We start from the raw sequence: 11,873 nt of genomic DNA on the forward strand, positions 1-11,873 counted from the left end.
CTTATCCGGGCCATGCCGAGCGTTTGTATGACGCGCGCATTCTGTTAGGCTTTGTCACTCTCACTTTTTTTCCGCCAGCGGGCCCCAGGGCTAACGCTGGTGTCGTCGTTTTGCTGGAGTTCTACATGTTGCTACCCATCTTCCTGCTGTCGGCCGCCGGTTTCACCGTGCTGACCACGGAATTCGTCATCGTCGGCCTGTTGCCCTCCATCGCTCGCGACCTGCACGTCAGCATTCCCCAGGCCGGGCTGCTGGTGACGTTGTTCGCGTTTACGGTGGCGGCGTTCGGGCCGTTCCTCACGGCCTGGTTCGCCCGCTTCGAGCGGCGCAAGCTGTTTATCAGCGTGCTGGTGATGTTCGGCCTGGCCAACCTGCTGGCCACCTTTGCCCCCAACATTTGGGTAATGGCCCTTGCCCGATTGATCCCGGCCCTGGGCTTGCCTGTGTTCTGGGCGCTGGCCAGTGAAACGGCGGTGGACATTGTCGGGCCGCAACTGGCCGGGCGGGCTATCGCCCGGATCGGCTTCGGCATCGTCTGTGCCACCGTGTTCGGCATTCCAGTGGGCACGTTGATCGCCGATGCGTTTGGCTGGCGCAGTGCCTTCGCGATCCTGGCGGTCATTGCCTTCGCCAAGGCCTTGTTGCTGTTTATTTATTTGCCGAAAACCAACTTGCACCAGCATCAGGTGAGCTTCCGTTCGCAATTGAAGATCCTGCGCAGCCCGTTGATGCAAGGGCACGTGCTGTTGTCGATCCTGGTGTTCAGCGGCATGTTCACCGCCTACACCTATCTGGCGGATATCCTCGAACGCCTCGCCGGATTCGATGGCACCCTGGTGGGCTGGTGCCTGATGGGCTTCGGCGCCGTCGGGCTGTTGGGCAACTCCTTGGGCGGCCGTGCGGTGGACCGGCATCCGCTGATCGCGTCGATGGTGTTCTGCCTGTTCCTGATCGGCGGCATGGTGGCGTTGGTCCCAAGCATCCATTCACCCCTCGCGCTGGCGGCGGCGATGGGCATCTGGGGCGTGACCCAGGCCGCGTTGTTCCTGGTCAGCCATGTGCGGTTGATGAAGGCAGCCCCGCAGGCCCCGGCGTTTGCCGCCTCGTTGAACATCGCCGGGGCCAACCTGGGGATTGGCCTGGGGGCGATGATCGGTGGCCGGGTCATCGATACCCTGGGCTTGGGCAGTGTCGGGTTCGCGGCCGCCGGGTTCATCTTCGTCTCGATTCTGCTGGCGTTGCTCCTGATGACTTTCAAGCCCCGCGCGACTTGCCTGGATAGCTAAGCGCTGAACAACTCGCGACGGGCGCCTTCGGCAATCGCAACGATGCCAGGATGGCTGACCTTGCGTTCCACCGAAATGGCGTAGAAGGATTCACTCACCGCATCGGTCTGGCCGATCACTTCTACGCCGTACTGACGCTTGACCTCTTCGGCGATCACGCTCGGGCCGATGAAAATCCCACTGCCTGATTGACCAAAGGCCTGCATCAAGGCGCTGTCGTCGAACTCGCCGACGATGCGCGGTTGGATCTGTTGCTCGGCGAACCAGCGTTGCAAGCGGCTGCGCACCACGGTTTCCGGCCCGGGAATCAGCAGCGGAGCGTCATTGAGGCCATGGGGGAAATCCTGCCCGTAGCGTTCGGCCAGCGCGGCGGTGGCAAAAAAACTGATCCCGCATTCCCCCAGTTTCTGGCTGTAGCCCTTGATGTCCAGGTGGGTTGGCATCGGGCTGTCGGAAATCACCAGGTCCAGGCGCTGGATCGCCAGGTCCGCCAGCAGCCGTTCGAGCTTGTCCTCGCGACAGGTGATGCGCAGCGGCTCACTCAACTCCATGGTCGGCGCCAACAGCCGATAGACGATGGACTTGGGCACCACATCCGCCACTCCGACCCGGAACAGGGTTTGCTGCTCGTTGGGCTGGGCCCTCAGCATCAATTCCAGCTCACCGCCCAACTGGAACATGTGTTCGGCGTAGGGCAGTGTCTGGCGGCCGGCTTCGGTCAGTTCCAACTGCCGCCCGACACGACGAAACAATTTGATGTTATAGGTTTGCTCGAACAGGGAAATCTGCCCGCTGATAGTCTGTGGGGTCAGGTTCAACTGCTCGCACGCCCGCACGATGCTGCCGGTTTTCGCCACGACCCAAAAGTAATGCAGTTGTCGATAATTGAGCATGGGTTCACATTGCTTCGTAAAAACCGAAGTATAACCGCTGAAAATACGAATTTTCCTGAAGTATTCGTCTCTCTAGAATGCCTGGCCATTGGTGGGCCACTTTCGAGCTCCTTCTATTCTTCAAGAGGCATTTATTCCATGACCTATAAATCCCTGGGGCTTGCAGCCCTGTTGGTGATGTCGGCAACGACACTGGCGGGCTGTGAACAGGCTGAAAAAAGTGCCCAGCAGTTAATGGGGCAGGCTGCGGAAACCGCCAAGCAGGCCATCGACGATACCCATAAGGCCGCCGAACAGGCGATCAGCGAAGCCACCGGCGGCTTGATCAGCCCGAAGAAAGAGCCAGCGGACGAAGCTGACGAAACACAAACCCCTACCAAAACCATCTAACGCGTCACATCAGTCAGGACTGACCCATGGATTATCTTTTACAGCTCGCCGCCAGCCCCACCGCGTGGATCGCCCTGGCGACTCTGGTCGTGATGGAAATCGTGCTTGGCATCGATAACCTGATCTTCATTTCGATTCTGACCAACAAGCTGCCCGAACAGCATCGTGCCAAGGCGCGGCGGATCGGTATCGGCATGGCGCTGATCCTGCGCTTGGGCCTGTTGAGCACGATTGCCTTTATTGTGCAGTTGACCGAACCGGTCATCGAAATCCTCGGCCAGGCGTTCTCCTGGAAAGACATGATCCTGATCGCCGGCGGCCTGTTCCTGCTGTGGAAAGCGACCACTGAAATCCACCACAGCATGGACCCGGCGCCGAATGATCCCAAGTCGGCCACGTCCGGTGTGACCCTGGGCTTTGCCGCGGCCATCGGTCAGATCCTGATGTTGGACCTGGTGTTCTCCATCGACAGCATCATCACTGCCGTGGGTATGACCGAGCATTTGCCGATCATGATCATCGCCGTCGTCGTATCGGTGCTGGTGATGCTGCTGGCGGCCGAACCGCTCGCCAAGTTCATCAATGACAACCCGACGGTGGTCATGCTGGCCCTGGGCTTCCTGATCATGATCGGCATGACGCTGATCGCTGAAGGTTTCGGCGCCCATGTACCGAAAGGCTATATCTATGCGGCCATGGCGTTCTCGGCGGCGATCGAGGTGTTGAACATGTTGTCCCGCAGGGCCAAGGAAAAGGCGCTGCCCGACAACGCCTGATTCCAGGCAGCAGGCAGAAGCCACCCGGGTCCAGGCCCGGGTGGCTTTTTTTTTGGATTTGAGAACGATGGGTTTGAAGGTGATGGGTCAGTGCGCGGCGGCGTGGTGCCGGGCAGGTTTGGCGGTTTTTCCCGATGGCGCAGGTGGCGCGTGATGGTGGCGTCGAGCGATTCGAAGCACCCCCCACAGCATGGCCGTGGCTACGCTCAGCCAGCCGAATATCAGCATCAGGATTGTCGTCGTCAGGCTCATTTGTGCCTCCTTCTATCCCCGGTTCGGGATAACGCACTCAGTACAATGGACAGTCTAGTCGCTCAAGTGTTGCAGCTTGTCGATGTATGGCGCTGGGGTATGGATCGGTTCGTTCTATCGCCCTTTTAAAACGATTGTTATGGCTATACCCAGGGCTGTGCGCACCTTATGATCGTCGACCCACGCCTGGCCCGGATGCCGGGTACCTGAACAAGAGAGTCATCATGTCGCCAGTCATTCCATCGTTTCGATCATTGGTACTGGCGGTGTCCTGCCTCGTCGCCCTGGCGGGTTGCGCGGGCAGCGTATCGCCGCAGATCCAGCGCCTGCCCGAACGGGTAGAACTCAACAGCGTGCCGTTCTATCGTGGCGAAATGCACCAGGGCGCCCCGCAATCCCTGGCCGCCTTGCTGACGTTGCAAGGCACCGTGATCACTCCAGGTCTGTTGGAAAAACCCCTGCACCTACCCGGTGGCGAAGCCCATTTGCAGAAAAATATGCAAACACTGGCGCGCGAGTACGGGCTGCTGGTGTATCCCCTCGACGCCAAGCTGCCCGCGCTGTTGGAGCAGGTCGCGGCGGGTTATCCGGTGCTGGTGCGCTATGTCGATGGTTCGGCGTTTTGGGCCGCGCCTCGGTATGGGATTCTTGCCGGCTACAATCGCCAGAAGCAGACGGTGTTGTTGCGTGCAGGCATGAATCGTCGGCAGTTGATGAGTTTCAGTGCCTTCGAGTCGGCCTTCCAGAGCGCGGGTGGCTGGGCGGTGCTGGTTCAGCGCCCCACGCAGCTTCCGGCCAATGTCGACTCACAGCGTTGGTTGAAAGCGGCGGCCGATCTGGCCGGGGCAGGGCAGGAGCAAGCGGCGGCGCGGGCCACCAAGGCGCTCAGCGCCGCCCATTGATCGTTCATCCCGTTCGTCACTTGCCGGGCACGACCTGGCAGGGCTGGGGCTCTTATCGTCAGGGTTGGGCATTTTTCCGACCGTGATAGGAGGAGGCACGCATGGCACAGTCGAAAACACCTACGGGGCCACATTCATCCGAGCATTCCAGTGGTGATGATTTGGGGTTCGATCCGGACTCGCCGGACCTTGAGGATCCCCAGGTCGATCCGGTCGGGCCGGCCAAGGCGCCGCTGGATAAGAAGGATGAGCGAAAGCCTGAGCCTTATGATCCGCTGGGTGACTTGAAGCCATAGATTAAAAGGTCCCAGCGAGTTGGGTAATGCTGTTCATGGACGCGTAGTTTGGTGTGTAGATCCGTTTCTGCGGTAACGGCTACTGGCGGTTCCGCTCTTAAAGCGGGTCACTTTTGGAAGAGCGTCCAGATCAGGATCCAAAGCAAGAGCAAGAGCGGGGCACATGCCGGCATCTATGTGGCTGAGCCACCGCTATCGCGAGCAAGCTCGCTCCCACATTGGATCTTCAGCAGGCACAAAATTCATGTGCACCGCTCCCACAATGGGCCTTCAGTGAACACAAAACTTGTGAACACCCAAGATCATCTGTGGGAGCGAGCTTGCTCGCGATGAGGTTGGCATTACGACGAATCGGAGCTTTTTTGATTCGTGGATTACTTGGAGGCTTCCACCACCCCACTCTGGCGGCTCTTGAGATTCTTGGCGGCCTTGTATTGCAGGGCCACCGCCGGCACGGCGGCGCTTTTTCCGGTTTCCACCCAGCTACGAATCCGGCTGGCATCGGCGAAGTGCGTGTACTTGCCAAAGGCGTCGAGGATCACCAGCGCCATCGGGCGATTGCCCATCTTCGTTACCAGCACCAGGCAGTGGCCGGCTTGGTTGGTAAAGCCGGTCTTGGTCAACTGGATATCCCAGTTGGCCTTGTGAACCAAATGGTCGGTATTGCGAAACCCCAGGCTATACACCGGTTTGCGGAAGGTAACGGTCTTTTCCTTGGTCGTACTCAATTCGCTCAGGAGCGGGTACTTGCGGGCGGCGATCAGCAACTTGGTCAGGTCCCTGGCAGTGGAGACGTTGTTGATCGACAGGCCCGTCGGCTCGACGTAATGCGTGCTGGTCATGCCCAGCGCCTTGGCCTTGGCGTTCATGGCGGCAATGAACGCCGCATAGCCGCCCGGATAGTGGTGGGCGAGGCTGGCGGCGGCGCGGTTTTCCGAAGACATCAGGGCGATCAGCAAAACGTCCCGGCGTGACAGTTCGCTGTTGAGCTTGACCCGCGAAAACACCCCCTTCATCTCCGGAGTGTTGGCGATGGTGATGGAGATGTATTCATCCAGGTTCTGTTTGGCATCCAGCACGATCAGACCGGTCATCAACTTGGTCACCGAAGCGATCGGCACCACCACGTCGGGGTTGCTCGAATAGACGACTTTATCCGTCTGCAAGTCCAGCAACATCGCGCTGCCCGAGGCGACTTGTAGCTTGGTCGTGTCCCGAGGGGGCGCGATGGTTTCCTGTGCAACGACGTTTTGCGTGATAAAGCTGCCTGCGAAAGCGATGAACAGGCTGATGATCGAAAGATGGATTTTCACGCGAGTAGACTCGATGGAGTTGAAGGTGCCGTTGAGCAACGACTTAAAAAAACGTCGCATTCTAGGAGTATGGGCGACAGCAGCGCTATATGCCTGTACCGCCAGGGGTTGTGAATAAATAAAGTTTAATGAAGGGGGATTCTGGCGAATCGAATCTGAAAAATTCGTAGTTTGCGCGAGCCATGCAAGCGACCGACACCTGGCGGCTAAATCCCAATCACCAGAAACACTTGTGGGAGCGAGCTTGCTCGCGATAACGGTGTGTCAGTCAACCTGGAGGTTGGCCGGTCTACCGCTATCGCGAGCAAGCTCGCTCCCACAGGGGCTTTGTCGAGGGCTATCAGCTGTGCAGTGTTTCGGCCGCGTACAACGTGTTTTCCAGCAGGCAGGCGCGGGTCATCGGGCCTACGCCGCCAGGTACCGGGGTGATCCAGCCAGCGCGGGGCAGGGCGGTCTCGTAGACCACGTCGCCCACCAGCTTGCCGTCGTCCTGGCGATTGATGCCCACGTCGATGACGATGGCGCCCTCCTTGATCCACTCACCCCTGACCAGGCCGGGTTTGCCGGCGGCCACTACCACCAGGTCGGCACGGCCGACATGGCCGGCCAGGTCCTTGGTGAAGCGATGGGTCACGGTCACGGTGCAGCCGGCCAGCAGCAACTCCATGGCCATCGGGCGACCAACGATGTTGGACGCACCCACCACCACGGCATCAAGGCCATACAGGTCCACGCCAGTGCTTTCCAGCAAGGTCATGATGCCCTTGGGGGTGCAGGGGCGAAGCAGTGGGATACGCTGGGCCAGGCGGCCGACGTTATAAGGATGGAAGCCGTCGACGTCTTTGTCTGGACGGATACGCTCCAGCAGCTTGGAGGCGTCGAGGTGTTCAGGCAGCGGCAACTGGAGCAGAACACCGTCGATGTTCGGATCGTCGTTCAGGCGATCGATCAGATCGGCCAACGCTTGCTGGGTGGTTTCGGAAGGCAGGTCGTAGGCCTGGGAAAGGAAGCCGACCTCTTCACAGTCTTTACGCTTGTGCGAGACATAAACCTGAGAGGCAGGATCGCTGCCGACCAGGATCACCGCAAGGCCGGGCGTGCGCAGGCCTTGCTGGCGGCGCTCGGTGACTCGTTGGGCGATCTGCTGGCGCAGGCTGGCGGCGATCGATTTGCCGTCGATAAGTTGTGCAGTCATTGCGCGTGGTTAACCATCGAGAGGGGAAAAAAAGAGAGCGCATTCTCGCACGCCGGGGCGTGAGGGCAAAGGCGCTTGGTCTGCAAATTCCCCTAACCCCTTTAATTAAATGAATTTTTTTTAAAAAAGAGTTGACGACCTATCAGGCCGTCTATAACATTCGTCGCACTTGTCGGGCACAGCCTAGCACTGGTTAAGAAGGTCGAGCGGAGTTGGTTGTTTCAACTCGGCAAAACTGAAAGCACTTAGTTTGTAATCGTCCAAGAATACAGATTAAAAAGGCGCCCGTAGCTCAGCTGGATAGAGCATCCGCCTTCTAAGCGGATGGTCGCAGGTTCGAGTCCTGCCGGGTGCGCCAATTAGGCAGCTTTGGCACAAGTAAGGCAACAAGGCAATATGGTGGGCGTAGCTCAGTTGGTAGAGCACGGGATTGTGACTCCCGTTGTCGTGGGTTCGATCCCCATCGTCCACCCCATATTCTAGAAAGGCGCCAGATCTAACAATCTGGCGCCTTTGCTTTAAAAGCTTGATACGCGGATGTGGTGGAATTGGTAGACACACTGGATTTAGGTTCCAGCGCCGCAAGGTGTGAGAGTTCGAGTCTCTCCGTCCGCACCATACAAGTCGCTATTTAAATAGCAGAAAACGGCGCAGTACCTGAAAAGGGCTGCGCCGTTTTTGTTTTCGGTGGTTCTGTGTCTGGCGTCGGCGCTGTTTTTTTGCGGTTGAGCGCAGCGGACGGTTTGTCGCGAATATGTTTCGTGATGATGCGTAGCATGCCCGTCGGTCTCCTTGTGGGGCGGGGCGCTGCGCGATCGGACAAGCCGCTTCTATATATAGAAGCGTTGGCGCAGAGCCCTGGACTGAATCGACTGTATTTGCAATCCGGGCGGGGCATGACCGTTTGTCCCGTCCTAAATCCGGCGCCTGTTTCCAGCGCGTTTTCAGTAGGGTGACTTCTTGAGTTTGACCTACTAGAATGCATGCCCTTGATTCTGGGGTCGGAAACGCCCGGCCAACGTCTGTGCAACGAGGAATATCCATGCAAGTTTCTGTTGAAAATACTTCTGCTCTTGAGCGCCGCATGAGCATCACCGTGCCGGCTGAGCGCATCGAGACTCAGGTCAACAAGCGTCTGCAGCAGACTGCCCAAAAGGCCAAAATCCCAGGTTTCCGCCCAGGCAAAGTGCCAATGAGCGTGATCCGTCAGCGTTACGAAGCTGATGCGCGTCAGGAAGCCGTGGGCGACGTGATCCAGTCTTCGTTCTACGAAGCGGTCGTCGAGCAGAAGCTGAACCCGGCCGGCGCTCCGTCCGTCGAGCCTAAAGTGCTGGAAAAAGGCAAGGACCTGGAGTTCGTCGCTACTTTCGAAGTGTTCCCTGAGTTCACGGTTGCCGGTTTCGAATCCATCGCCGTCGAGCGCCTGAGCGCTGATGTGTCGGATGCCGACCTGGACAAGATGCTGGACATCCTGCGCAAGCAGAACACCCGTTTCGAAGTGACCGAGCGTGCTGCCCAGAACGAAGACCAACTGAACATCGATTTCGTCGGCAAGGTCGACGGTGAAGTGTTCGCTGGCGGTTCCGCCAAGGCTACCCAGCTGGTACTGGGCTCCGGTCGCATGATCCCTGGCTTCGAAGATGGCCTGGTTGGCGCCAAGGCCGGTGAAGAGCGCGTGCTGAACGTGACCTTCCCTGAGGACTACCAGAACCTGGACCTGGCTGGCAAAGCCGCCGAGTTCACCGTGACCGTCAACAGCGTTTCCGAGCCGAAACTGCCTGAGCTGAACGAAGAATTCTTCGCCCAGTTCGGCATCAAGGAAACCGGTCTGGAAGGTTTCCGCGCCGAAGTTCGCAAGAACATGGAGCGTGAACTGCGCCAAGCCATCAAGTCCAAGGTCAAGAACCAGGTCATGGATGGTCTGCTGGCTTCCAACCCGATCGAAGTGCCAAAGGCCCTGCTGGACAACGAAGTGAACCGTCTGCGCGTGCAGGCTGTTCAGCAGTTCGGCGGCAACATCAAGCCGGACCAGCTGCCTGCCGAGCTGTTCGAAGAGCAAGCCAAGCGCCGCGTCGTGCTGGGCCTGATCGTCGCCGAAGTGGTCAAGCAGTTCGAACTCAAGCCTGACGAAGCCCGTGTTCGCGAGCTGATCCAGGAAATGGCCTCGGCCTACCAGGAGCCTGAGCAAGTCGTGTCCTGGTACTACAAGAACGACCAGCAACTGAACGAAGTCCGTTCGGTTGTGCTGGAAGAACAAGTTGTGGATACTGTTCTGCAGAAAGCTAGCGTGACCGATAAAGCGGTCTCTTACGAAGAAGCGGTCAAGCCGGTGGAAGCTCCACAAGCCGATTGATGGTTCTGCGGTAAGAAATAAACACCCATAAGCCAGCCTTCGTGCTGGCTTATGCGTATTCAAGACATAACTATTTGGGAGTGACTGCGAGACATGTCCCGCAATTCTTTTTATCAGCAGAGCTCTGACATCCAGGCCGCAGGCGGCCTGGTCCCGATGGTTATCGAGCAGTCCGCCCGTGGCGAACGTGCCTATGACATCTACTCGCGTCTGCTCAAGGAACGCGTCATCTTTCTGGTGGGCCCGGTAGAGGACTACATGGCCAACCTGATCTGTGCGCAACTGTTGTTCCTTGAAGCCGAAAACCCGGACAAGGATATCCATCTCTATATCAACTCCCCGGGCGGTTCGGTGACGGCGGGCATGTCGATCTACGACACCATGCAGTTCATCAAGCCTAACGTTTCGACGACCTGTATCGGTCAGGCGTGCAGCATGGGCGCGTTTTTGCTGACTGCTGGTGCCCATGGCAAGCGTTATTGCCTGCCGAACTCGCGCGTGATGATTCACCAGCCACTGGGCGGTTTCCAGGGCCAGGCATCGGATATCGAAATCCATGCCAAGGAAATCCTCTTCATCCGCGAGCGCCTCAATACCTTGATGGCCAAGCACAGCGGGCGCACGCTTGAAGAAATCGAGCGCGATACCAATCGCGATAATTTCATGAGCGCTGAAGCCGCACGTGAATATGGTCTGATCGATGAAGTGATCAGCCAGCGCCCCGCTTAAAATAAGCAGCTCAAAATGAGGTTGATCGGCAGGTCCGATCACCTGCGGGCTTGAAAAAGCCCGCAATTGCCTTCATCTTGTGTTGCAAGCCTATCGGATTTGGATCGATCGAATGACTGACACCCGCAACGGCGAGGACAACGGCAAACTGCTTTATTGCTCCTTCTGTGGCAAAAGCCAGCATGAAGTACGCAAATTGATTGCCGGCCCCTCGGTCTTCATTTGCGACGAGTGCGTCGACCTGTGCAATGACATCATCCGCGAGGAGGTGCAGGAAGCCCAGGCCGAGAGCAGCGCGCATAAATTGCCTTCGCCTAAAGAAATCAGCGGCATCCTTGATCAGTATGTGATTGGTCAGGAACGTGCGAAAAAGGTACTGGCCGTAGCGGTGTACAACCACTACAAGCGCCTGAACCAGCGTGACAAGAAGAATGACGAGGTCGAACTCGGCAAGAGCAACATCTTGCTGATCGGCCCGACAGGCTCGGGTAAGACCCTGCTTGCCGAAACCCTGGCCCGCTTGCTGAACGTTCCGTTCACCATCGCCGATGCAACCACCCTCACCGAGGCGGGTTATGTCGGTGAAGACGTCGAGAACATCATTCAGAAGTTGTTGCAGAAGTGCGACTACGATGTGGAAAAGGCCCAGATGGGCATTGTCTACATCGACGAAATCGACAAGATTTCCCGCAAGTCCGACAACCCGTCCATCACCCGGGACGTTTCCGGTGAAGGCGTGCAGCAGGCCTTGCTCAAGTTGATCGAAGGCACGGTCGCTTCCGTTCCACCCCAAGGTGGTCGCAAGCATCCGCAGCAGGAATTCCTGCAAGTTGATACCCGTAACATCCTGTTCATCTGCGGCGGTGCGTTCTCCGGCCTTGAAAAGGTTATTCAGAACCGTTCCACCCGCGGCGGCATTGGTTTCAACGCCGAAGTGCGCAGCAAGGAAGAAGGCAAGAAGGTGGGTGAGTCCCTGCGTGAAGTCGAGCCTGACGATTTGGTCAAGTTCGGTCTGATCCCGGAATTCGTCGGTCGTCTGCCGGTCCTGGCAACGCTGGATGAGTTGGATGAAGCGGCGTTGATGCAGATTCTGACCGAGCCGAAGAACGCCCTGACCAAGCAGTATGCCAAGCTGTTCGAAATGGAAGGTGTAGACCTGGAGTTCCGTTCCGACGCGCTGAAATCGGTCGCCAAACGTGCCCTGGAGCGTAAGACCGGTGCTCGTGGGTTGCGCTCGATTCTCGAAGGCGTATTGCTCGACACGATGTATGAAATCCCCTCGCAGTCCGAGGTGAGTAAAGTCGTGATCGACGAAAGCGTTATAGAAGGCAAGTCCAAGCCATTGTATATCTATGAAAACAATGAGCCGGCTGCCAAGGCCGCACCGGACGCTTAAGCGTCCCGCTGCCGGAATAAAGAAGGGGCCTTCGGGCCCCTTTGCTTTTAGCGCGTTTTAGACGTGTCTTAGCGCTTGTTTTTTTTCAAGGC

General features: G+C 58.0%; 13 protein-coding genes and 3 tRNA genes. 11 read left to right on the top strand and 5 right to left on the bottom strand.

Translation table 11 applies throughout. The annotated features are described in order from the left end of the window. The first annotated feature begins 125 nt into the window (after positions 1-125). Positions 126-1,286 carry an MFS transporter gene (locus ACIPQ1_RS00950; RefSeq protein ID WP_186708323.1) on the top strand — a complete coding sequence of 387 codons (1,161 nt, stop codon included), beginning with the start codon at positions 126-128 and terminating at the stop codon, positions 1,284-1,286. Here ACIPQ1_RS00950 and nhaR read toward each other — a convergent pair. Next, on the bottom strand, positions 1,283-2,179 hold the full coding sequence (gene nhaR / locus ACIPQ1_RS00955; RefSeq protein WP_092472701.1) for a transcriptional activator NhaR: 897 nt from the start codon (positions 2,177-2,179) through the stop codon (positions 1,283-1,285). The genes ACIPQ1_RS00950 and nhaR overlap by 4 nt on opposite strands. Before the next feature lie 138 nt (positions 2,180-2,317). Between nhaR and ACIPQ1_RS00960 the strand changes: the two genes are divergently transcribed. Next, positions 2,318-2,569: a hypothetical protein gene (locus ACIPQ1_RS00960; RefSeq protein ID WP_024619156.1), complete on the top strand. Its 252-nt coding sequence runs from the start codon at positions 2,318-2,320 to the stop codon at positions 2,567-2,569. Positions 2,570-2,595: 26 nt separating this feature from the next. Next, positions 2,596-3,345, top strand: coding sequence for a TerC family protein (locus ACIPQ1_RS00965; RefSeq protein ID WP_053120828.1), 750 nt, complete (start codon positions 2,596-2,598; stop codon positions 3,343-3,345). A gap of 87 nt (positions 3,346-3,432) precedes the next feature. Here the strand turns inward: ACIPQ1_RS00965 and ACIPQ1_RS00970 are convergent, their stop codons facing one another. Next, positions 3,433-3,597: a hypothetical protein gene (locus ACIPQ1_RS00970; protein ID WP_411387017.1), complete on the bottom strand. Its 165-nt coding sequence runs from the start codon at positions 3,595-3,597 to the stop codon at positions 3,433-3,435. Positions 3,598-3,821: 224 nt separating this feature from the next. Between ACIPQ1_RS00970 and ACIPQ1_RS00975 the strand changes: the two genes are divergently transcribed. Both ACIPQ1_RS00975 and ACIPQ1_RS00980 read left to right on the top strand, forming a co-directional pair. After that, complete coding sequence (locus tag ACIPQ1_RS00975) at positions 3,822-4,499, top strand: peptidase C39 family protein (RefSeq protein ID WP_411387018.1); 678 nt, start codon at positions 3,822-3,824, stop codon at positions 4,497-4,499. A gap of 101 nt (positions 4,500-4,600) precedes the next feature. Further along, the gene (locus ACIPQ1_RS00980; protein ID WP_186708331.1) at positions 4,601-4,795 is read left to right on the top strand and encodes a DUF6021 family protein; all 195 of its coding nucleotides are present in this window, start codon (positions 4,601-4,603) and stop codon (positions 4,793-4,795) included. A gap of 374 nt (positions 4,796-5,169) precedes the next feature. On the opposite strand, the gene pbpG is transcribed toward ACIPQ1_RS00980, so the two are convergent. Together pbpG and folD are read right to left on the bottom strand one after the other, a co-directional pair. Then, positions 5,170-6,108 (bottom strand): D-alanyl-D-alanine endopeptidase, encoded by a 939-nt coding sequence (gene pbpG / locus ACIPQ1_RS00985; RefSeq protein ID WP_411387489.1) that lies wholly within the window; start codon positions 6,106-6,108, stop codon positions 5,170-5,172. A 340-nt stretch (positions 6,109-6,448) separates the two neighbouring features. After that, positions 6,449-7,303 (bottom strand): bifunctional methylenetetrahydrofolate dehydrogenase/methenyltetrahydrofolate cyclohydrolase FolD, encoded by an 855-nt coding sequence (gene folD / locus ACIPQ1_RS00990; RefSeq protein ID WP_053120836.1) that lies wholly within the window; start codon positions 7,301-7,303, stop codon positions 6,449-6,451. Between the two features lie 281 nt (positions 7,304-7,584). Here folD and ACIPQ1_RS00995 point away from each other — a divergent pair. The 3 genes from ACIPQ1_RS00995 (at position 7,585) to ACIPQ1_RS01005 (ending at position 7,921) form a co-directional block, all read left to right on the top strand. Beyond that, positions 7,585-7,661: transfer RNA gene (locus ACIPQ1_RS00995), tRNA-Arg, on the top strand. Positions 7,662-7,702: 41 nt separating this feature from the next. After that, positions 7,703-7,778, top strand: a tRNA-His gene (locus ACIPQ1_RS01000). Between the two features lie 58 nt (positions 7,779-7,836). Further along, positions 7,837-7,921 (top strand) — tRNA-Leu (locus ACIPQ1_RS01005). A gap of 13 nt (positions 7,922-7,934) precedes the next feature. On the opposite strand, the gene ACIPQ1_RS01010 is transcribed toward ACIPQ1_RS01005, so the two are convergent. Then, positions 7,935-8,081 carry a hypothetical protein gene (locus tag ACIPQ1_RS01010; protein WP_446533399.1) on the bottom strand — a complete coding sequence of 49 codons (147 nt, stop codon included), beginning with the start codon at positions 8,079-8,081 and terminating at the stop codon, positions 7,935-7,937. A 264-nt stretch (positions 8,082-8,345) separates the two neighbouring features. Between ACIPQ1_RS01010 and tig the strand changes: the two genes are divergently transcribed. From tig to clpX, 3 genes are all read left to right on the top strand, one after another. Next, positions 8,346-9,656 carry a trigger factor gene (gene tig, locus ACIPQ1_RS01015; protein ID WP_122568033.1) on the top strand — a complete coding sequence of 437 codons (1,311 nt, stop codon included), beginning with the start codon at positions 8,346-8,348 and terminating at the stop codon, positions 9,654-9,656. Positions 9,657-9,749: 93 nt separating this feature from the next. Then, complete coding sequence (gene clpP / locus ACIPQ1_RS01020; protein WP_186609760.1) at positions 9,750-10,385, top strand: ATP-dependent Clp endopeptidase proteolytic subunit ClpP; 636 nt, start codon at positions 9,750-9,752, stop codon at positions 10,383-10,385. A 112-nt stretch (positions 10,386-10,497) separates the two neighbouring features. Beyond that, positions 10,498-11,781, top strand: coding sequence for an ATP-dependent Clp protease ATP-binding subunit ClpX (clpX, locus tag ACIPQ1_RS01025; protein ID WP_063322129.1), 1,284 nt, complete (start codon positions 10,498-10,500; stop codon positions 11,779-11,781). Positions 11,782-11,873 lie beyond the last annotated feature (92 nt).

It is taken from the genome of Pseudomonas sp. LARHCG127 (genome assembly GCF_052871455.1).